The 21,169-nt window shown below is 60.3% G+C and carries 13 protein-coding genes and 1 pseudogene; 10 read left to right on the top strand and 4 right to left on the bottom strand.

From position 1 onward, the window contains the following. Positions 1-8 precede the first annotated feature (8 nt). Both RXV86_RS14640 and RXV86_RS14635 read right to left on the bottom strand, forming a co-directional pair. Positions 9-935, bottom strand: coding sequence for a carbohydrate kinase (locus RXV86_RS14640; RefSeq protein ID WP_316300985.1), 927 nt, complete (start codon positions 933-935; stop codon positions 9-11). Between the two features lie 3 nt (positions 936-938). Continuing rightward, complete coding sequence (locus tag RXV86_RS14635) at positions 939-2,165, bottom strand: ROK family transcriptional regulator (RefSeq protein WP_316300984.1); 1,227 nt, start codon at positions 2,163-2,165, stop codon at positions 939-941. Positions 2,166-2,453: 288 nt separating this feature from the next. On the opposite strand from RXV86_RS14635, the gene glgC reads away from it, so the two are divergent. The 10 genes from glgC to RXV86_RS14585 all read left to right on the top strand — a co-directional run bounded on the left by glgC (position 2,454) and on the right by RXV86_RS14585 (position 18,559). Beyond that, positions 2,454-3,716 carry a glucose-1-phosphate adenylyltransferase gene (gene glgC, locus RXV86_RS14630; RefSeq protein ID WP_316301088.1) on the top strand — a complete coding sequence of 421 codons (1,263 nt, stop codon included), beginning with the start codon at positions 2,454-2,456 and terminating at the stop codon, positions 3,714-3,716. Then, the gene (gene glgA, locus RXV86_RS14625; protein ID WP_316300983.1) at positions 3,713-5,158 is read left to right on the top strand and encodes a glycogen synthase GlgA; all 1,446 of its coding nucleotides are present in this window, start codon (positions 3,713-3,715) and stop codon (positions 5,156-5,158) included. Before glgC ends, glgA begins: the two co-directional genes overlap by 4 nt. Before the next feature lie 12 nt (positions 5,159-5,170). After that, a complete protein-coding gene (gene glgX, locus RXV86_RS14620) occupies positions 5,171-7,261 on the top strand; it encodes a glycogen debranching protein GlgX (RefSeq protein WP_316300982.1) in 2,091 nt (696 codons plus the stop codon). Next, positions 7,258-9,261 (top strand): 4-alpha-glucanotransferase, encoded by a 2,004-nt coding sequence (gene malQ, locus RXV86_RS14615; protein WP_316300981.1) that lies wholly within the window; start codon positions 7,258-7,260, stop codon positions 9,259-9,261. Before glgX ends, malQ begins: the two co-directional genes overlap by 4 nt. Continuing rightward, positions 9,227-10,858: an alpha-D-glucose phosphate-specific phosphoglucomutase gene (locus RXV86_RS14610; RefSeq protein ID WP_316300980.1), complete on the top strand. Its 1,632-nt coding sequence runs from the start codon at positions 9,227-9,229 to the stop codon at positions 10,856-10,858. Before malQ ends, RXV86_RS14610 begins: the two co-directional genes overlap by 35 nt. A 29-nt stretch (positions 10,859-10,887) precedes the next feature. Next, the gene (locus RXV86_RS14605) at positions 10,888-13,302 is read left to right on the top strand and encodes a glycogen/starch/alpha-glucan phosphorylase (protein WP_316300979.1); all 2,415 of its coding nucleotides are present in this window, start codon (positions 10,888-10,890) and stop codon (positions 13,300-13,302) included. A gap of 62 nt (positions 13,303-13,364) precedes the next feature. Further along, positions 13,365-15,518, top strand: a complete 2,154-nt coding sequence (glgB, locus tag RXV86_RS14600) for a 1,4-alpha-glucan branching protein GlgB (RefSeq protein WP_316301087.1) — start codon at positions 13,365-13,367, stop codon at positions 15,516-15,518. 768 nt (positions 15,519-16,286) lie between these two features. Then, on the top strand, positions 16,287-17,621 hold the full coding sequence (locus RXV86_RS14595) for a BTAD domain-containing putative transcriptional regulator (protein ID WP_316300978.1): 1,335 nt from the start codon (positions 16,287-16,289) through the stop codon (positions 17,619-17,621). A gap of 2 nt (positions 17,622-17,623) precedes the next feature. Beyond that, a complete protein-coding gene (locus tag RXV86_RS14590) occupies positions 17,624-17,884 on the top strand; it encodes a hypothetical protein (RefSeq protein ID WP_316300977.1) in 261 nt (86 codons plus the stop codon). A gap of 63 nt (positions 17,885-17,947) precedes the next feature. After that, entirely contained in the window at positions 17,948-18,559 is a 612-nt protein-coding gene (locus tag RXV86_RS14585) for a class I SAM-dependent methyltransferase (protein WP_316300976.1), read from the top strand. 477 nt (positions 18,560-19,036) lie between these two features. On the opposite strand, the gene RXV86_RS14580 is transcribed toward RXV86_RS14585, so the two are convergent. Further along, entirely contained in the window at positions 19,037-19,828 is a 792-nt protein-coding gene (locus RXV86_RS14580) for an amino acid ABC transporter ATP-binding protein (protein ID WP_316300975.1), read from the bottom strand. Positions 19,829-19,843: 15 nt separating this feature from the next. Then, positions 19,844-20,488 (bottom strand): annotated as a pseudogene (locus tag RXV86_RS14575) (amino acid ABC transporter permease); the annotation flags it as partial. Positions 20,489-21,169: the final 681 nt, after the last annotated feature.

Here is a 21,169-nt window from a genome sequence, read left to right as displayed (position 1 = left end):
AGTTGCGATTAGAGTTCTCCGGCCCAGGGTGGGTTGGCGCCGGCCCGCGAGACGGTGACCGCCGCAACACGGGCGCCATGCGCAAGGGCTTCGCTTAATACATCCAGGGAAAGTTCGGCCAGACCGGGCTTGTGAAGCTGACCCAACTCCGAGAGTTTGGCCAGTACACCCGCATTGAAGGTATCACCTGCCCCGACCGTATCGGTGATCTTGGCTTTCAGTGCTGGAACCTGAACCTCACCACCATTGGCAAGGAATCCGGTCGCGCCTTCGCCGCCACGCGTCAGGATGACGACCGAAGGGCCCTTGTCCAGCAGGGTTTCGACCTTCTCTTGCAGCGACAGAGGGGACGGCAAAATCCAGTTGAGGTCTTCGTCGGACACCTTGACGATATCCGAGAGCGCAATCATGCGGTCAAGACGCGTCCGGTAGTGATCGATGTCACGAATAAAGCTCGGGCGGATGTTCGGATCAAGCATGACCGCCCGCTTTTGCCCTTCGCGTTCGAGCAAGGCCGCATAGGCATCTGCGCCGGGTTCGCAGGCCAGGCTGATGCCACCAAAGTAAAGCGCGGTCACTTCTGTTGGAAGCACTGGCATATCCTTGAGCGCAAGCATGCGACCGGCGGAGTTTTCGTCGTAAAAATCGTAAGTGGCATGGCCATCGACCAGACGCACAAAGGCAAGCGTCGTGGGACGGCTTGAAGTCACCACCTGCGAAACATCCACATGGCTGGCTTTGAGCCCATCCACCAGTTGCTGGCCGAACATGTCGTTTGACATCCCCGTCAGCATGCCGGTTTGCACCCCCAGCCGCCCAAGGGCGATCGACGTGTTGAACACCGCGCCACCGCTATGCGGCACGAACCCGTCCGGGCCGGACGCGGTCGGCGTCGGGATCATATCGATAAGAGCTTCTCCGCAGCAAAGTATCATGTGTCAGCCCTTCAAGAATGCTGTGCGGTCGACCAGAAACCGCTCCGAGAGCGGCAGGCTCGCCGCCCCCAAGGTTTTGGCATCGCCGCCGATTGTACCTTCCCGAACCTCGGGGAAATCGATCCCGGGAACCGAGAGTTCGCGCAATTGCCGGGCGGTACGTTCGACCAGATCCGCCCGAACCGCTGCTGGCATCCAGCCGTCGATCAGGACGCTGCGGAAATCGATCAGGCAGGTCGACGACACGATGGCCTGCGCCAATCCGCTCGCCGCCTGGTCCAGCCAGTGGTTCATGACGTCACGAGGAAGCGCCCATTCGTCTAACGACCCCCAGATCACCTCACTGTTGCAGCCGTGTTCGTGAACAATGGATTCCAGGGACACCAGCGACGCAACGTCCACCAATTGGCACGGGACGCGATCCGACGACAGGATCGGCATTGACCCTAACGCAGCCGCATTGCCGCTCTTGCCGGTGAACAGCGTGTTGTCCAGAACCAGACCACCACCGATGAAGTAACCGACATAAAAGTAGAGGAAATCGTGCGGTTTATCCTGCGACCCAAACACCAGCTCAGCGCCGCAGGCCGCGGACGTGTCATTGCACAGAAAAACCGGGAAATCGCGGGTCGCACCGATGTCAGCCGAGATGTCGCGATCACGCCAGGCCTCAAGACCGGCCGTATCCTCCCCCGGTTGACTGACCCAATCCCAAAGCCGAAATGGCAAGGCAATGCCCATCCCAGCCACGCGCGGGCGATGTGCCTCGGGCAACTGCTCGAAGAACTGATCAATCGCTTCCTGTGCAAAAGCGACGATGCCATCGGGTGTGGGTTGGTCGTGCGACTGGCGGGCGCAAAACTTTACTTGGCCCAGAAAGTCCGTGAGCACGAGTTCCGCATTGCGCCGTCCGACCTTGAGGCCAAGAAAGAAGGCCCCGTCGCGATCAAGCGCCATGGGTACGGATGGTTGCCCAACCTTGCCACGCACTGGCTCACCCTTCTGAAGCAGACCGTCGGTTTCCAGCGCGCGCATGATCACCGAAACCGTCTGAGCGGAAAGGCCGGTCTTGCGGGCAATCTCGGCTTTGGCCATCGGGCCGGTCTGGCGGATCAGCGACAGAACCAGGCGCTCATTATAGGCGCGCATCCCGCTTTGATTCGAACCGCGTGCGGTCGGGCTGACCGTCGGTACGCCATTGTCATTGGTATTGCGGGTTGCTTGCAGCATGGGGTTCCCTGCTTGGATTACGTGTCCGTTCTGAAGGCTACAATCCTCGATTCGTCGAATCCTGTCAATAAATAAATAAGATAGATTTAATTATTGACAAGCGAGGGGTGAATCGGGTTTCTAGCCGTCGAGAGCTTGGATTCTGGGCTCATTCGACATCTTCCGGAGTAAATGCGCTCAAAGGCTGGGCGCGAGACTGCGGAACCTCTATCGCTGGGACCACACTGCAAGGGTCCGGCGATCATCATCGTCAAGGGCGGGTTGCTCGCTCGCAAACTGGAGAAGACCATGGAAAACGTTTCCACACATCAACTGGCACGTGAAACAATGGCATTCGTTCTTGCGGGTGGTCGCGGCAGTCGTCTGAAAGAGCTTACCGATATTCGCGCCAAGCCGGCGGTCTATTTCGGCGGCAAGGCCCGGATCATCGACTTTGCCCTGTCCAATGCCGTCAACTCGGGCATTCGCCGGATCGGGGTGGCCACCCAATACAAGGCGCACAGCCTGATCCGCCATCTGCAACGCGGTTGGAGCTTCTTCCGGGCGGAACGAAACGAGTCGCTTGATATCCTGCCCGCGTCACAGCGCGTCGACGAAGGACACTGGTATCTGGGAACCGCAGATGCCGTCACGCAAAACATTGATATTATTGAGGGATACGCCCCGAAATACATCCTGATTCTGGCCGGGGATCATATCTACAAGCAAGACTACTCGCTGATGCTGAAGCAACACGTCGAAACCGGCGCGGATGTGACCGTCGGCTGTATCGAAGTGCCGCGCAAAGAGGCAAGTGCCTTTGGTGTCATGGCGGTTGACGAAAACGACCGTATTCTCGAATTCGTCGAAAAACCTGCCGATCCGCCGCAAATGCCCGGCGACCCCGAGCAATCGCTGGCCAGCATGGGGATTTACGTTTTCAAGACCGAGTTTCTGATCGATTTGTTGCGCAAAGACGCCGCGTCGGACACGTCAGAGCATGATTTCGGCAAGAACATCATTCCGGCGCTCGTTGCCGGTGGCAAAGCCTATGCTCACCCCTTTAGCCGGTCCTGCGTGACAAGCACGAAAGAGCAGAGCCCCTACTGGCGCGATGTTGGAACGATCGATGCCTTCTGGCAGGCCAATATCGACCTGACGGATTTCGAGCCCGAGCTTGATCTTTATGAACAAAGCTGGCCGATCTGGACTTACGCCGAAATCACCCCGCCGGCAAAATTCATCCACGATGAAGAAGATCGTCGCGGCATGGCCGTGTCCTCCATGGTCTCGGGCGGCTGCATCATTTCCGGCTCGCGCCTGACCAACTGCCTGCTGCACACCGGCGTGCGCGCCAATTCCTACGCCGAACTGACCGGTGTCATCGCGATGCCCTATGTCGAGATCGGGCGCGGCGCACGCCTGAAAAACGTGGTGATCGATCGGTCGGTGAAAATCCCTGCAGGTCTTGTTGTGGGTGAAGATCCCGAGCAGGATAGTGCGCGGTTCCGCAGAACCGAGAGTGGCATCTGCCTGATCACCCAATCCATGATCGACAGGTTGGAAAAATGACAACCAAAGTACTTGCCGTTTCGTCAGAATGCGCGCCGTTTGCCAAAACCGGCGGTCTTGCCGATGTGGTCGGAGCCCTGGCCAAGGTGCTGGGCGACCATGACGGCGAGTGCCGGGTTCTTCTGCCGCTTTATCGCTCGATTGCACATCTGGCCGAGGGTGCCGCGACGGCGCTCGAGCTGGGTAACAAATTCGGCGGCCCGGTTCGGGTCCTTACCCAGCGGGCCGCAGGGATCGACCTTCTGCTGGTGGACGCGCCGCACCTTTATGACCGTCCTGCACAAATTTATCTGGATGACGCCGGCAAGGACTGGGCCGACAACCATCTGCGCTTTGGTTTGCTAAGCTGGGTCGGTTCGGTGATTGGCCGTGGCGGGCTGGACGGTTGGCGCCCGGATGTGGTGCACGCGCATGACTGGCAGGCCGGTCTCGTTCCGATCTATCTGCGACAGTTCGGCAAAGACACGCCGCCATGCGTCGTGACCATTCACAACATCGCCTTTCAAGGCGTTTTTGCGCCCTCGACCATGGGCGAATTGGGTCTTGATCCTGCCGGGTTCACTCAGGACGGTTTCGAGTTCTTCGGCAAGATCAGCTTTCTCAAAGGCGGCCTGATGCTGGCCGATCAGATCACCACCGTCAGCCCAACCTATGCGCGCGAACTGATGACGTCAGAGTTCGGCATGGGGCTGGAGGGTGTCCTGCGGTCGCGCAGCCACGTTCTGACCGGGATCCTGAACGGCATCGACACCGAGGTCTGGAACCCTGGAACCGACCCGGTGCTGGCTCAGACCTATTCAAGCCGGACACTGAGACGTAAAGCCGCCAACAAGCAAGCAGTCCTGGCGCATTTTGGCCTGCCCGAAGACACCTCCGCACCGCTGTTTTCCGTTGTCAGCCGACTATCCGATCAAAAGGGGCTGGATATAGCTCTCCAAGCCCTGCCCGGCCTGATCGCGCAGGGCGCACGGTTTGTGTTGCTGGGCTCCGGCGACCCGGACCTGGAGCGCGGATTTTCAGAGCTTGCAAGCCAGCACCCTGACAGCGTGGGTGTCGAAATTGGTTTTGATGAAAACCTGGCCCACCTGATTCAGGCTGGCGCCGATACCATTCTGATCCCCTCCCGGTTCGAACCCTGTGGCCTGACCCAGCTTTGTGCAATGCGCTACGGAACGCTGCCGATTGTCTCGAAAACCGGCGGGCTGGCCGACACCGTCATCGATGCCAACGAGGCGGCGCTTGCGATGGGCTGCGCCACCGGGTTCCAATTTGCTCCGGTAACCGTGGACAAGTTGTCGGATGCCCTGAGCCGCGCAATGAACCTCTTTGAAGATGAAAAAGCATGGCAGAAGGTCATGCGCAATGCGATGAAACACCCGGTCGGTTGGGAACGCTCGGCCGACAAGGTCGTGGATATCTACAAAGGCTTGCTTGGGTCGTAAACCAGGATGCAGATGGCGACAGGAAAAACCATTGCCGCTGGTCGGCCCTATCCGCTTGGTGCGGTGTGTGACGGCCATGGCGTCAATTTCGCCGTGTTTTCCGCGAACGCGGCCAGGATCGAGTTGTGCCTGTTCAGCCGCGATGGCGCCCGTGAAACCACCCGGCTGACCCTGCCCGAACGCACCGGCGCAATCTGGCACGGGTTCGTTCCCGGTGTGAAGCCGGGGGATCTCTATGGTTATCGCGCCTATGGCCCTTACGAGCCCGAACGGGGCCACCGGTTCAATCCCGCCAAGTTGCTGGTCGATCCTTATGCGCGGTCGGTGCACGGAGATTGGACCAACGACCGCGCGACGCTGGGCTACGCCATGGCCGAGATGGGCGGCATGGACCGACCCTGCGACATCGACAGCGCGCCAATTGTGCCAAAATCGGTGGTGCCCGAGATCGAAACGCCCTGGTCCGGAGCGCCCCACCCACAAAGACCGTGGTCAGAAACTGTGATTTACGAGGCCCATGTGAAAGGGCTGACGAAACGGATGCCCGGTGTGCCTGACGCGCTGCGCGGCACCTACGAGGCGCTGGGCTCAGAGCCGGTGATCGCGCACCTTAAGGCGCTCGGCGTCACGGCCCTTGAGCTGTTGCCGGTACACGGGTTTCTGGACGACGGGTTCCTGATTGAACGCGGCCTGACCAACTACTGGGGTTACAACTCGCTGCTCTACTTTGCGCTCGAGCCGCGATATTTCGGACCAAACGAGGCCGAGGGTTTTCGTCAGGCGGTCGACCGGCTGCATCACGCCGGGATCGAGGTCATCCTGGACGTGGTGTTCAACCATACCGCTGAAGGCGATCAACGCGGCCCGACCCTGTCGTTTCGCGGGCTCGACAATGCCGCGTATTATCATCTGCAGGCCAGCCATCCGCAGTATTACGTCAATGACACCGGCTGCGGGAACACGATGGATGTCAGCCACCCGTTCACGCTGCGTCTTGTTCTGGATGCACTACGATATTGGGTCACGGTCATGGGTGTCGATGGGTTCCGCTTTGATCTGGCCACCACGCTTGGACGCGAGGCGCATGGATTTGACCCGCGCGGCGGGTTCTTCGATGCCATCCGGCAGGACCCGGTCCTGTGCCAGACCAAACTGATCGCCGAGCCGTGGGATATCGGCCCGGGCGGTTATCAGCTTGGCGCCTTTCCCGACGATTGGGGCGAATGGAACGATACGTTCCGTGATGCAGTGCGCAAATTCTGGCGCGGCGATGCGCATTCGGCTCAGGAACTGGCCGGGAACTTTCTGGGCACGGCCTCGGTGTTTGACCGACCGGGGCGCAAGACCTTCAGCTCGGTCAATTTTGTCGCGGCGCATGACGGTTTCACGCTCGCAGATGTCACCCGCTACAACGACAAACACAACCAAGCCAATGGCGAAAACGGCGCCGACGGGCACGGCCACAATTGTTCCGACAATTGCGGTGCCGAAGGCGATACAACAGATCAAGCCATTCTGGACCGCCGCGCCCAAAGGGTTCGCAACATGTTGGCAAGCGTGTTCCTGTCACAGGGCACGCCCATGCTCCTGGCCGGTGACGAGATCGGCAATACCCAACATGGCAACAACAACACCTATTGCCAAGACAACGAAACGGCCTGGATCGACTGGGTCGGGGCGGATCAAGGCCTGCTGGCCTTTACCCGGCGGCTTGTCGCCCTGCGTCGCGACAACCCGGTGCTGAGACAGGGCAAGTTCCTGCACGGCCATCCGCGAGAGGACGCGTTCCTTGACGTGGCGTGGTCGACCCTTGATGGCGGTGCCCTGAACTGGCGCGATCCGATGCTGGACGGGTTCTGCCTGCATCTGCGTGGATCGGCCGAAGATGCCTTGTCCGATCCCGGCACCGCGCTGATCGTCGTCAATGGCGGCGGCAAGACCCGCCAGCTTGTACCACCTGACGCGGGCTCCGGAATGGTCTGGGAATGTGCGCTGGATACCGCCGCACCCCACGCCGCGCCACATCGTCTCTCCACCCGCGCCCGTCCGTCGATTGCACCGCATTCCGTCGTTCTGTTCTTGGGCCGAGAGGTCGCGTTATGACCGACTGGTGCCACGAGCTTTGCCGCCATTTCGGCATCGGGTCCGACTATCGCGGCTTTGACGGCCAACGTGTTTCCGTGACCCCCGAGACTCGCATGGCCGTGCTGGCGGCCATGGGGCATTCGGTTGGTTCGGAAGCTGAAGCGCACGCGCTTGTGGAACAGTTGCGCCACGAAGACTCGCTTCACCCGGCCTGCGCCGAAATCATCGTGGAAACAGGCAAAAGCGCTACTATCAAAACCTCGCGCCCCGTCGATTGGGCCATCGAAGTCGAAGGAAACCCCGAACCGCTCGCCGATGGACTGGCCACGGACAGGATCGACCTTCCCCCGCTGCCAATGGGCATCCACCGTCTGGTCCTTTCGGACGGGTCGAGCGATTGGGTGACCTGGATCCTGGCGCGTCCGCAACATGCCGTCTGCGTGGCCGAGCGCACAAAGGCCCCGCGCGTCTGGGGTGTCACAACCGCGCTTTATGGACTGACCGACGCGGGCAAGGCGCAGATTGGCAGCTATAATCTGTTGGGTAGCTATGGCGCGGCGATGGCGCATCACGGCGCCGATTTTGTCGGAATCAACCCGGTCCACGCCATGGGCCGGACCCGGCCGGACGACGTCATCAGCCCCTATTCGCCCAGCCATCGGGCGTTCCTGAACACATGGCACACGGGCACCGTGGAACACGGCAAGGGCAGCAGCACCGACAGGGTCGATTACCCCGCCGCGCTTGACGCCAATGAACGGGCCCTGAAGACCAGTTTCATGCGGTTCCGGGGCTTGCCGGACGACGCGCCCGAGCAGCGTGCCTTCGCTGCCTTTGACCGGGCGGGCGGCGCAGCCTTGGACGATTATGCGCTGTTCGAAGTGCTGGCCGACCGGTTCGGGCCGGATTGGCGCGACTGGCCTTCGGCCTTCAAAACCCGTGACACGACGGCAATCACAGCCGTGCAGAGCGAAGAACAGGTGGCGCTGTCGTTCCTCAAGTGGGGACAATGGCAGGCCGATTGCCAGATCGGGCAGGCGCAAAAGCAGCTTTTGAGCGCCGGCATGCGGATCGGGCTCTATCTCGACCTTGCTGTCGGGCCGCGCCTGGGCGGGGCCGAGACCTGGGCGAAGGACTCTCCCCAAGTCACCGGCGCCACACTGGGCGCGCCGCCGGATCCCTTGTCGCCTGCCGGGCAAAGCTGGGGGTTGGCGCCACTGTCGCCGGTGACCTGCCGGGCGCAGGGTTATGCCGGGTTCGCGCGGCTGCTCAGGTCTGTGATGCGTCATGCGGGCATGATCCGGATCGACCATGTCATTGGTCTGATGCGCAGTTTCTGGATTCCCGACGGCGCAACAGAAGGCGCATATGTCAGCTATCCGCTGGATGCTCTTCTCGCCGTGGTCGCAATCGAAAGCCAGCGCAGCGGCACGATCGTGATCGGGGAGGACCTGGGTCTTGTGCCCGAGGGTTTGCGCGAAAAACTGGCCGGTTCCGGGATCTACGGCATGGAAATCCTGCAATTCCTGCGCGACGACGCGGGTGGGTTCAAGGATACCGCGCATATTCGCAAGAAAGCGATTTGCGCCTTTGCAACCCACGATACCCCAACGATAAAGGGGTTCTTTTCGGCAGAAGATGCCCGGCTTCAGGCCGACATCGGCGCGTTGGACACGACGCGCTACGAAATTATCCGCGCCGACCGGACAGCGGCGCAACAGACACTGGGCCCCGTTGCTGAGGTGCCGGAAATACACCACAGGCTGGCAACAGCGGGGTCCGAAATGGTCGCCGTGCAGCTTGACGACATCGCCGGAAGAGTGAGCCAGCAGAACCTGCCGGGAACCATCAACGAGCATCCCAACTGGCAACAGGTCGCGCCCCTCGCGATCCAGGACATCGAAACATCACCAGACTTCGCCCAACTGGGCGCCGACATGGCGCAACAGGGTCGCGCGAACACTGGCAAACCGGAGAAGAACCATGGCCAATCAGATTGTTCCAACCTCGCCCATTGAAGGCCAGAAACCGGGCACGTCGGGGCTGCGCAAGAAAACGGCAGTGTTCCAGGAGCCGGGGTATCTGGAAAACTTCGTGCAAAGCCTGTTCGACGGCACCGGCGGCGCCGCGGGCAAGACCTATGTGGTAGGCGGCGACGGTCGGTTCTTCAATGACGATGCCACAAGGACCATCATTCGCATGGCCGCCGCCAACGGCGCGGCACGATTGATCATCGGGCAAAACGGCCTGTTGTCGACGCCCGCCGCATCGAACCTGATCCGCAAGAATCAGACCGATGGCGGCATCATCCTGTCGGCCAGCCACAACCCGGGTGGGCAGAACGGCGACTTCGGGATCAAGTTCAACGCCGCCAATGGCGGTCCGGCGCCGGAAAAGATCACCGAAGCGATCTATGCCCGGACGCAGGACATCACACAGTACCGGATTGCCGAGGCCGACGCCGGTGATATCTCGACCTTGGGCAGCTACAAAGTTGGCGACATGCAGGTCGACGTGATCGACCCGGTCGCCGATTACGAAGACCTGATGCGCGAGCTGTTCGATTTCGACGCCATCGCCAAGATGTTCGCGGGCGGCTTCCGGGTATGCTTTGACGCGATGCACGCGGTCACCGGGCCTTACGCAAAACGCATTCTGGAAGGCGTGTTGGGCGCGGCCCACGGATCGGTGATCAACGCCGTTCCAAGCCTGGATTTCGGCGGCGGCCACCCTGACCCCAACCCGGTCTGGGCCAGCGAACTGGTCGCACTCATGAGCGGCACCGACGCGCCCGATTTCGGGGCCGCTTCGGATGGCGATGGTGATCGCAACATGGTCATGGGCCGCGATGCCTTCGTGTCGCCTTCCGACAGCCTGGCGCTTTTGACGGCCTATGCCCACCTCGCCCCTGCCTATGCCGGGCGGCTCAGCGGCGTGGCACGCTCGATGCCAACCAGCCAGGCGGTTGATATCGTGGCCGAACGACTGGGCATTCCCTGTTTTGAAACCCCGACCGGCTGGAAATTCTTTGGCAACCTGCTGGACGCGGGCAAAGCTACGCTCTGTGGCGAGGAAAGCGCCGGAACCGGCTCAAACCACATCCGCGAAAAGGACGGGCTTTGGGCGGTACTGTTGTGGCTCAACATCCTGGCACGCGACGGGCGCGATATCGTGCAATTGCGCCGCGATCACTGGCGCAGCTTTGGCCGGAACTACTACTCGCGCCATGATTACGAGGAAATCCCGACCGAGGCCGCAGGGGCGCTGATGAGCGCGCTACGCGCCAATCTGACGACCCTGCCGGGCAGCACCGTGGCCGGTCTCACCATCTCTGAGGTAGACAATTTTGCCTATACCGATCCGGTCGATGGCAGCCTGACGGAAAACCAAGGGGTGCGCATCCGGTTCGAGGGCGGATCGCGCGTGGTGCTGCGGCTGTCGGGCACCGGCACGCAGGGCGCGACACTGCGCGTCTATCTTGAACGCTTCGAAGCGCCGGGCGGTGATCATGGACAGGACGTGCAAGCGGCACTGGCCCCGGTGATCGAGGCGGCCGAAACCATAGCAGACATCAAAACACACACCGGCCGCGACAAGGCCGACATCATCACCTGACATCGGGTCGGGCTTTGAGAACAATACACATGACGGAAAAGAACATGCGAGATTTCAACGATACAGGCAGCCTTGCGGGCGCCATCGACTTTCATCTGGCGAACACCGTGGGAAAAACGCCCGACGCCGCGTCGACCACCGACTGGCGCCTGGCCTTGTCGCGCGCGGTCCGGGACAAGCTGATCGACCCCTGGTTCGAAGCCACACGTCGCACCTATGCACAGGACAACAAACGGGTTTACTACCTGTCGATGGAGTTCCTGCTGGGCCGAATTCTGCAAGACGCGGTCAACAACCTCGGGCTGGAAGACGCCGCGCGCAGCGCGCTGGCGTCGCATGGCGTCGATTTCGCCGACGTGGTCTGTGACGAGCCTGACGCGGCGCTCGGCAACGGCGGATTGGGGCGTCTGGCGGCCTGTTTTCTCGACAGCCTGTCCTGTCTGGGTATCCCGGCCTACGGGTACGGCATCCGTTATGCACATGGCCTGTTCCAGCAGTCCTTTGAAGACGGACGTCAGGTGGAAATGGCCGAGGGCTGGCTGCGCCAGCAGCACAATTGGGAATTTGAGCGGGCCGAATGCCTGTATGATATCGGGTTTGGCGGCGAAGTGAACGAGACCGGCGGCAATGCCATCTGGACCCCGACCGATGTTGTCAGCGCTCAGGCTTACGACACCCCGGTACCGGGCTGGCGTGCCGGTTGGACCAACACGCTGCGTCTCTGGTCGGCCAAGCCAAAGAAGATCTTTGATCTCGAGCCCTTCAACCGTGGCGAATACATGGAAGCCGCAGCGCCCGAGGTTCTGGCCGAAACGATCAGCCGGGTGCTTTACCCCGATGACAGCACCGAAATCGGCAAGGCCCTGCGGCTGAAGCAGGAGTATTTCTTTACCGCCGCCTCGTTGCAGGACCTTCTGCGCCGGTTCCTGACCCACAATGGCGATCTGCGCGCGCTGCCCAGCAAGGTGGCGATCCAGATGAACGACACCCATCCCGCGATTGCCGGTCCGGAACTGATCCGGCTGCTGATCGATACGCACGGGTTTGATTTCGACGACGCCTTCGGAATTGCCCAGGGCACGCTGAACTACACCAACCACACGCTGTTGCCCGAGGCGCTCGAGGCTTGGGACACGCGCCTGATGGCCGACACCCTGCCCCGCCACATGCAACTGATTGAGCGGATCGACGCACGTCTGAGCAAAGACGCTGCGGCCGCCAAGGCTACCGCACGCATCGTCGAAGACAACAAGGTGAACATGGGCACGCTGGCCTTTGCCTGCGCCAACCGGGTCAACGGCGTCTCGGCGCTGCATACCGACCTGATGAAACAGACAGTGTTCAGCGATCTGCATCAGGTTTACCCCGAGCGTATCCTGAACCAGACCAACGGCGTGACTCCGCGCCGCTGGCTGCATGGCTGCAACCGTGGTCTGCGCGATCTGTTGAACGAGACGATTGGAACCGACTGGGTCTGTGATCTGGAGCAGTTGGAAAAGATCGCTCCGCTGGCCGATGACGCCGATTTCCGCGCCCGGTTCATGCAGGTAAAGCAGGACAACAAGCAAATGCTGACCAGTTGGGTCAAGGATCGGATGGGCATCGAGATTTCGCCCGACGCCATGTTCGATGTCCAGATCAAGCGTATCCATGAATACAAGCGCCAGTTGATGAACGCGCTTGAAACCGCGGCGCTGGCCAATGCGATCCGCCGCGACCCCGATGCAGACTGGACCCCGAGGGTCAAGATTTTTGGCGGCAAGGCGGCGCCGGCCTATTTGGATGCCAAGAACATCATCCGGCTGATCAATGACATCGCCGTATCGATCAACAGCGACCCGGTAATCGGCGATCGGCTCAAGGTGCTCTATCCGCCCAACTACAACGTCTCGATGGCGGAAATCCTGATCCCGGCAACGGACCTGTCGGAACAGATTTCAACCGCAGGTAAAGAGGCCTCGGGCACGGGCAACATGAAATTTGCCCTGAACGGTGCCGTCACTGTCGGCACGCTGGACGGCGCCAATGTGGAAATCCGCGACCATGTCGGCGACGACAACATCTATATCTTCGGCATGACCGCCGAGGAAGTCGAGGCGGCGCGCGCAGGCTATGACACACAGGCCTATATCGATCAAAGTCCGATCCTGAAGGAAGTGATCGACCAGATCCGCGAGGGGGTCTACTCTCCGGGGGAGCCAACGCGCCACTGGCCGGTGCTCGAAAAGCTGTTGCGCGATGACTACTTCATGGTCGCAGCCGACTTTGACGCCTATTGGGCTGCACAACGTCAGGTCGACAAAGGCTTTGCCGACAAGGATGCCTGGGCACGCATGGCCGTGCTGAACACGGCCCATTCGGGATGGTTTTCGTCCGACCGCACCATTCAGGGGTACGCCGATGCCATCTGGGGTGTTGCATCCCTTGCAGGAGAGTCGAAATGACCACGCTAACCTATGATCCGGGGTTCGATGCCGCCACGCACGAGGCGCTTTTGACCGGCACCATGTCCGATCCATTTGCCGTTCTCGGACCGCACAAGAACGGGCGGCGCTGGAGTGTGACAGCTTTGGTGCCCGGCGCAGAAAGCGTCGAGGTTCTGGATGGCAAGACCGGCAAACGCGAGGCGGTGTTGCACCGGCTCGACGGGCGCGGGCTGTTTTCCGGCTATGTCCGCAAGGGCGTGGCCACCGGTCCCTATCGTCTGCGGGCCAAAAGCGGCGACACAACCTGGGAGCAGGAGGACGCCTATCGCTTTGCCCCGGTTCTGGGTGAGATGGATGAATATCTGATCTCCGAAGGCGCCCATCTGGAATTGTGGAACAGCCTCGGCGCACATCCGATGACCCATCAGGGCACCAAAGGGGTGCATTTCGCCGTTTGGGCACCGTCGGCGTCCCGCGTATCGGTCGTCGGCGAGTTCAATCAGTGGGACGGTCGCCGCCATGTCATGCGGTCGCGCGGAACCACCGGCGTGTGGGAAATCTTTGTCCCGGCCCTGCCCGACTGCAGCATCTACAAATACGAGATCCGCGATCAGGCGGGCAATGTCCTGCCGCTCAAGGCAGACCCGGTCGGCTTCGGGGCCGAGCATCCGCCCTCAACCGCCTCGGTGGTGCGCGATCTGGGTGACTATGCCTGGTCCGATAATGAGTGGATGGCCACCCGCGCCGAGCGCAACGGCCACGACCAACCAATTTCGATCTACGAAGTGCATCTGGGATCATGGAAGCGCAAGATCGAGGACGGCAACCGACCGCTCAGCTATCTCGAATTTGCAAGCGAGCTGGTCGCCTATGTGCGCGACATGGGCTTCACCCATATCGAGCTGATGCCGATCTCGGAGTTTCCGTTTGACGGCTCGTGGGGCTATCAGCCCATCGGCCTGTTCGCGCCCACCATCCGCTATGGTACGCCCGACGAATTCCGCCATTTCGTCAATGCCTGTCACCGCGCCGGGCTGGGTGTTCTGCTCGACTGGGTGCCCGGGCATTTCCCGACCGACGAACATGGGCTTGGCCAGTTCGACGGAACACCGCTTTATGAACATGCCGACCCACGGGAAGGGTTCCACCAGGATTGGAACACGCTGATCTACAACTACGGTCGGCGCGAGGTTCAGAATTTCCTTGTCGCCAACGCGCTTTACTGGATCAAGGAGTTCCACCTTGACGGGCTGCGCGTCGATGCCGTGGCCTCGATGCTCTATCGTGACTATTCGCGCAACGACGGCGAATGGGTGCCCAATGAACATGGCGGACGCGAAAACCTCGAAGCCATCGCCTTTCTGCAGCGCACCAACGAGCTGGTCTACAAGGCCGATGCCGGTGTGATGATGGTGGCCGAAGAAAGCACATCCTTTCCCGGGGTCAGCAAACCAACGGATCAGGGCGGGTTGGGCTTTGGTTTCAAGTGGAACATGGGCTGGATGAACGACACGCTGGATTACATCGGGCGCGACCCGATCCACCGCTCGCATCACCATCACCAGATGACCTTCGGCCTGACTTACGCGTTTTCGGAAAACTTCATGCTGCCTATCAGCCACGACGAGGTGGTGCACGGCAAGGGTTCGATGCTGTCCAAGATGCCGGGCGACGGCTTTGACAAATTTGCCTGCCTGCGCGCCTATTACGGCTTCATGTGGGGCCATCCCGGCAAGAAGCTGTTGTTCATGGGCCAGGAATTTGCCCAGGGCGCCGAGTGGAACCACGACCAATCGCTGGATTGGCATTTGCTCGACCATGCCTGGCATAGCGGCATGCAGGGCTGGGTTAAGGCGCTGAACAACGTCTATGGTGAAACGCCGACGCTGTATCAGACCGACTGCAACGCCAGCGGGTTTTACTGGCTCGAAGTCGACCAATCGGACCTCTCGGTCTATGCCTGGGTCCGACAGGGCAAAGATGGCACCGATCCCGTACTTGTGGTCTGCAACTTCACGCCGACCCCGCGAGAAGGCTATCGGTTGGGCGTTCCCAACGAGGGGCGTTGGGACGTTTTGCTGAACAGCAACGCCGAAGAATTCGGCGGATCAGGTCATGGTCCGGCATCATGTGACAGCGAAGCCATCGCTTGGAGCGGGCAATCGCAATCGATCGGTTTCGATCTTCCCGGTAATACAGCAGTGTTCTTTCGGTTGCGGAATGGCCTTGCCTGATAAATCGAAGAGGATTGGCTAGACGTCTTCGTGGCGCCTGGTTGCAGATATCGGCGGCACGCAAGCGCGATTTGCCGGTTTTCAGAATGTGGAGTTGATCGGCTCGTCACCCCTTGAAACCCGGCAATGTGACACCCCGGTGTCGCAGGCGTTTTGCGACGGGTTTTCCACGCCACCCGAGATCGCTGTGTTCGCCTCCGGGCCGGTCAATGACAACAGGGGTGAATTGGCCAACGCCGGTCAGGGTCATGTCGTAGCGCGATAGCGAATGGGGGTTTTCGAACCGCATGCTTGATACCGCCAGCTACATGGCCGATCGCGGATGCACGAGCTTGGCGCAAGAGACCGCCTGACAGCGTAAGTGCCACAAAACCGATCGTTGCAGTTCGAAGATCCGCTATTCACGCTGCCGTTTAGCAAAGGTTCGAACGCAACGCTGCGAGACTGTCCGTTACGTGTGCGTTTTGCGTAATTTGATTGGTCTGCATTGGGCTCTGAGCGGTCATAGTCTGCCGGTTGTACCAAGGACCGCACTGCGGGACAAAGTTGCCATCTATTGCGTAGTACTGAACAACCGTTTTCAGCGCATGACGGCATTTTTCTCATTCAGTACGGCTGGGGGTCGCCGCCAAAGATAGCCCAAGAAGTTGATGCCGATATTTTGACTGGCATGGCACGAACCGTCTCGCTGAAGGGGGATATTTCATCGGAACGGACATTTCTCCAGTGCTATGCTCGAACAAATCAAAAATGGCGCCAGGGAAGACGATGTCGATTAACTCGATTTTGGCCCGCCTTTTGGGAAATCCCGAGTTCTGCCTAGGGGATGGGACAATACTGCCGGTGACACCCAAGTTGGCCGCGCTGATCGCCTACCTCGATGCAAGTCACCCCGCGATGGTGCCACGCGCGGAACTGATCGACGTTTTGTGGGAGCGCATGTTTGCCCGGCAGGCCCGGCAAACCCTCAGGAAGGCGATGGAACGGCTGCGTCGGATCATGGGCGTCGGTGTTGTTGTGACCAGAGGCGACCTCGTGGGTCTCAACACGGCGCGCTATGAAAGTGACACGCTGGTTCTGGACCGGTTCCTCCGGGATGACCCGGATGTGGCGGCTGACAGCCTTCTGCGGATCGCGCCCGCTGACTTTCTGGCCGGAACTGATATTGCCGGGGAAAGGTGGAACGACTGGCTTGCAATCGAGCGGCGGCACCGGCAGGACGCGTTGCAGCTTGCCCTGACGCGGTGCGCGAGGGCGGGCGACGGGCAGAAAGCGCTGACATTCGCCGAAAGGGCAATACGGGTGAATCCGATGGCGGAAGCGCCCCGGCGGATTCTGATGGACCTGCTGGCCCGGGACGGACGGGCGTCGGAGGCGGTTCAGGAATACCGGGCGTTCGCCCGGTTTTTGCGGGACGAACTGGACATCGACCCGAGTTGGGAAACGCAGAATCTGATGCAATCGCTTTCGCAGCAGATCGGCGAGAACGGGCGGGAAGGCGTCGTGGGTCGGGTCGCGCGTCAGACACTGACGATTTTGCCGTTCGGGGTGCTTGGCAATTCCCGGCGCGGTGCTGACCTCGCCGCTGGACTGCAGACTGAAATCGTCACGACGCTGACCAAGCTATCGGATCTCGATATCATCGATCTGAGCCTGCCGGACGCCCTGAAAGGTCACAGCGCCACCGTGGAGCGGCCGTCCGACGAGCAGGCGGTGCTGAAATCCGCGCTTCAGGTCGTGGGTGACAGGGTGCGCCTGACCGCGCAACTGGTTGACTGTACCTCGAACCGGCAAATCTGGGCCGAGCGGTTCGACCGGAAGCTGGCCGACATCCTCGAAATTCAGGATTCGCTGACCAAGGATATCGTCACCCAGCTTCAGGTGCGACTGACCGAAGGCGAGCAGGCGCGGGTCTGGTCCTTGGGCACCCGCAGCTTCGAGGCCTGGGAGGCGGTCGTGCAGGCGACGCATCTGATCCACGCCCACCATATAGAAGGGATCCGCGAGGCCCGGCAACTTGCGGAGGGTGCCATCGGGATCGATCCGGACTATGCCTCGGCCCACGCCGCGGTTGGTTGGACGCATTGGGTTGAGGGCCGCTGAGCTTGGTGCGACTAAACGAGGCCATCGGCGCCTTCGATGTCTCGGACCGGTTGGATCGCATCCGGGCCGCGATGTTCTACGTGCTCTGCGACCATGACGAGTTTTACCCGGCTGCGATCGGCCCGGAAATCTGTAGGGCCATGCGCAAAGCGGAGACGGAGGTGACGTATCACGAGGTCAGGAGCGTGCTGGGCCATTACGCCACCACCGCTGAGCCCGACCTGTGGGTCAGCAAGGCACAGTCATTTCTGGAAGGTCTGTGAGGCGCCATACTGACACCCGGTCTTCGAATGTGGAAACCCGATGGCTTTGCGAAGGAGGGAACCATGAACAAGCGAGATTTTCTTTCCATCCCCGAAGCGATGGCGCGCAGTGTCGGCGATATTGCCGGACTTGACGTGATCGATATCGGCTGCGGCAGAGGTCAGGTGACCGAAGAACTGGTCTTGCTTGGCGCGAATGCTACGGGGATCGAGCCCAACCCCGCCTTTCTGCAATGCGCCCGGGACAGCGGGCGGGCAACCTTTCTGGCCGGAACCGGCGAACAGACCGGCCTGCCGGACAATGCCTTTGGCCTGGCGGTGTTCAGCGAAAGCCTGCACCACGCGCAGGATCGGTTTGCGGCCATGAAAGAAGCCGCGCGGATCGTGAAACCCGGCGGGCGGCTCGTCGTCATCGAGTCCGAGGCGCCCGATCCGATCTATGAGGTGGCGCGGTACATTGACGACGAAGCACCGGTTTACGCAGAGGCGCAGAATGCGATAGCTGCGCTTGTGACCTCTGGCTCGGCAGTGCGGGCCGAGACGCTATACTATGCGGCGAAATACAGGGGGGAAACTGCGCAGGATATGCTTGACCAGATGGCTGCTGTTGACGGCAGCCGCAGCCTGGCCCCGGGCGACCGCCCGCCCTATGAGCAGGCCTTTGCCAAGGCTTAACGCACCGACGAGACCGGCGGCTACCTGCCATTCTGGCAAAGGTTGGATGTGCTGACGCTGATATGATCGACTGGGGTTAATAGCTTGGCTCGAGCCAAATCTTGTGAGCGATCGGCCTGATCCGGACTGGCGCCGGTTAGATGCAGAATAATTGCTAAAGCGTTTCGAGATTCAGTTGAGGCACGGCTTGGTCTCGAAACTCACACAACCTCTATAGCTCTTGCTCTATAGCTCTTGCGCGTTTCGACAATTTTTTGTGCCTCAACAATAGGTCGAAACGTATTAGAAGTTCGAAGCAATCCGAATGCTGTGCCTACTTAAAAGCCGATGTCGGTAACGCCAGGTGCGTGCATATCGCGCCAATACGCAAATATTGGTGCACTTGTCACTATGTGCTCGAGAGGGCCGTTGGCGGGAATGAATAAGAAAAGGGCGGGGAAATCCCCGCCCTTTTCAATCTGATTGTCCAGAAAGATTTTAGTGACCCAAGATCTGGCTGAGGAACAGCTTGGTCCGGTCACTTTGCGGGTTGCCGAAGAATTCCTCGGGCTCATTCTGTTCGATGATCTGGCCGGCATCCATGAAGATCACGCGGTTTGCGACCTGACGGGCAAAGCCCATCTCGTGGGTCACACAGAGCATGGTCATGCCTTCCTCGGCCAGTTCGATCATGGTGTCGAGCACTTCCTTGATCATCTCGGGATCAAGCGCCGACGTGGGTTCGTCAAACAGCATGATCCGCGGCTGCATGCAGAGCGAGCGGGCAATCGCCACACGCTGCTGCTGACCACCCGAAAGCTGACCGGGGAACTTGTCGGCCTGTTCGGGGATCTTGACCTTTTCCAGGTAATGCATGGCGATCTCTTCAGCCTCTTTGCGCGGGGTCTTGCGAACCCAGATCGGCGCAAGGGTTAGGTTGTCGAGAATGCTGAGATGCGGGAACAGGTTGAAGTGCTGGAACACCATGCCGACTTCGCGGCGGATCTTGTCGATGTTCTTGAGGTCGTTCGACAGTTCGGTGCCATCGACAACGATCTTGCCCTGCTGGTGCTCTTCCAGCGCGTTGATGCAGCGGATCAGCGTCGACTTACCGGACCCCGAGGGGCCACAGATCACGATGCGTTCGCCACGCTGAACGGTCAGGTTGATGTCGCGCAGAACGTGGAACGTGCCGTACCACTTGTTCATGCCTGCGATTTCAATGGCGACCTCGTCCGAAACGGACATATGCGAGCGGTCGATTTCACGGTCGGTTGCGAGTTCAGACATACTGGAACCCTCCTTTTAGCGGCCGGTATGGAGCTTGCGCTCGAGATACATGGAGTAGCGGGACATCGAGAAACACACGATGAAGAACAACAGCGCGATGAACCCGTAGATCTCCCACACGATACCATTCCAGGCAGCATCGGCCCGGACGGCGTTGGAGAGACCCAAGGGATCCAAAAGGCCAATGATCGACACCAGCACGGTATCCTTGAACAGCCCGATGAAGGACGAAACAATGCCCGGGATCGAGATTTTCAACGCCTGCGGCATGATGATCAGCCGTTGGCTCTGCCAGTAGTTCAGGCCGAGACTGTCGGCCCCTTCATACTGTCCCGTGGGCAACGCGGCGAGACCGCCGCGCACCACCTCGGCCATGTAGGCGGCCGAGAACAGCGTGGCCATGATGATCACCCGCAGGATGATATCGAAATTCGTCCCCGGTGGCAGGAAAATATTGAGAAGAGTAGAGGCCACGAACAGAAGCGTGATCAAAGGCACCCCTCGAATGAACTCGATAAAGCCGACACAGAGCGATTTGAGAAGCGGAAGGTTGGATTGCCGCCCCAGCGCCAGCAGAATGCCCAAAGGCAGGGAAACTGCAATTGCAACCACACCGATGGTGATCGACAGCATGTACCCACCAAAGTTACGGCTTTCGACAGGGCGCAGCCCAATCCGTGCGGCATCTGCATAGGTCACATCAATTGACCCTTCGGTGAAGCGCACTTCGTTTTCCTGCTTGAGCACCGCCTCAAGGGCTTTCATGTCGTCTTGCAGGATATCCAGCCCCTCATCCGAGATGCGGGTTTTGAACTTGTCTAACCCGGCTTCGGTGGTGACATGAGATACCGAAGCTGGCAACGCATCGCGTGCCACCGCCGCCGCTTCACGCAGGCCGGGCAGTTTTTCGACAAGCTCCGGCAAGAGTTCCATCCGACGCTTGTAGGACTTGAGATGAGACAGATTGGTATCGACAATCCCCTTTTCGGCCCGCAGCGCCCCAAGCACATTACGCGGCACGCGCGCTTCGGCGATCAAGGTTCGAAACGCATCGCCACCGCTTTCGCGAGCACTGTCACCGGCCTCCATAACAGCCGTGACAGCGTCTTCGGCCGTTTTGATTTCGCCATCGAGCCTTGCCACCTCGGCCTCCAGCCTGGTGATCTCGGTCGTCACCTGTTCCAGTTGACCGTCGAGCCGGGCCGCCCCTAGCGACGTATTAACAACCCCTGACACAGTGCCGACGCCCCAGACGAACCAGATCACAGCGAACAGGATCGCCGCGATGAGCGCCAAAAGCGATGAGGCCACCCGTTCAACATAGCTGTAAACGAAATACGC

Source organism: Aliisedimentitalea sp. MJ-SS2 (assembly GCF_032586155.1).
In the GTDB taxonomy this organism is placed as follows: Bacteria; Pseudomonadota; Alphaproteobacteria; order Rhodobacterales; family Rhodobacteraceae; genus JAWHTC01.
The sequence above is the reverse complement of the archived record's forward strand: the minus strand, read 5'-3'. Positions and strand labels throughout refer to the sequence as shown.

Bases quoted from the DNA above. Each gene is read 5' to 3' on its own strand.
- RXV86_RS14640 (WP_316300985.1), bottom strand. From the start codon at position 935: ATGATACTTTGCTGCGGAGAAGCTCTTATCGATATGATCCCGACGCCG.
- RXV86_RS14635 (WP_316300984.1), bottom strand. From the start codon at position 2,165: ATGCTGCAAGCAACCCGCAATACCAATGACAATGGCGTACCGACGGTC.
- glgC (WP_316301088.1), top strand. From the start codon at position 2,454: ATGGAAAACGTTTCCACACATCAACTGGCACGTGAAACAATGGCATTC.
- glgA (WP_316300983.1), top strand. From the start codon at position 3,713: ATGACAACCAAAGTACTTGCCGTTTCGTCAGAATGCGCGCCGTTTGCC.
- glgX (WP_316300982.1), top strand. From the start codon at position 5,171: ATGGCGACAGGAAAAACCATTGCCGCTGGTCGGCCCTATCCGCTTGGT.
- malQ (WP_316300981.1), top strand. From the start codon at position 7,258: ATGACCGACTGGTGCCACGAGCTTTGCCGCCATTTCGGCATCGGGTCC.
- RXV86_RS14610 (WP_316300980.1), top strand. From the start codon at position 9,227: ATGGCCAATCAGATTGTTCCAACCTCGCCCATTGAAGGCCAGAAACCG.
- RXV86_RS14605 (WP_316300979.1), top strand. From the start codon at position 10,888: ATGACGGAAAAGAACATGCGAGATTTCAACGATACAGGCAGCCTTGCG.
- glgB (WP_316301087.1), top strand. From the start codon at position 13,365: ATGTCCGATCCATTTGCCGTTCTCGGACCGCACAAGAACGGGCGGCGC.
- RXV86_RS14595 (WP_316300978.1), top strand. From the start codon at position 16,287: ATGTCGATTAACTCGATTTTGGCCCGCCTTTTGGGAAATCCCGAGTTC.
- RXV86_RS14585 (WP_316300976.1), top strand. From the start codon at position 17,948: ATGAACAAGCGAGATTTTCTTTCCATCCCCGAAGCGATGGCGCGCAGT.
- RXV86_RS14580 (WP_316300975.1), bottom strand. From the start codon at position 19,828: ATGTCTGAACTCGCAACCGACCGTGAAATCGACCGCTCGCATATGTCC.